This is a genomic window from Pseudomonas sp. AC463, from assembly GCF_979253585.1.
Genome location: NZ_CEEDDZ010001039.1, coordinates 1 through 244, shown reverse-complemented (window position 1 = coordinate 244; position 244 = coordinate 1). Strand labels below are relative to the sequence as shown.

The following is a 244-nucleotide window of genomic DNA, read 5'->3' as shown; positions in this document are numbered from 1 at the left end:
CAGCTTCACGCAGATGACCGGTTTCGGGGTGACGGAGATCATCGGCCGGCCTTTGGGCGACGTTCAGCTGTGGGAGAGCGACGCGACGCGGCGCCAGATCGAAGCCGCCATCGACGGCGGCCGGGACCTGCGCGCGCACGAGGCCCGCATCCACGCACGCGACGGCGCGGCGATCGACTGCCTGATCTCGACGGAGGCGATCCGCCTCGGCGACGATGCGTGCGTGCTGTGGGCGTTTCAGGAC

1 protein-coding gene is annotated in these 244 nt (G+C 70.1%); it reads left to right on the top strand.

Features of this window, described 5'->3' with window-relative positions:
• Positions 1–244, top strand: a 244-nt coding sequence (locus AC0IYH_RS33415) for a PAS domain-containing protein (RefSeq protein ID WP_471838722.1), incomplete at both ends; no start/stop codon positions are given.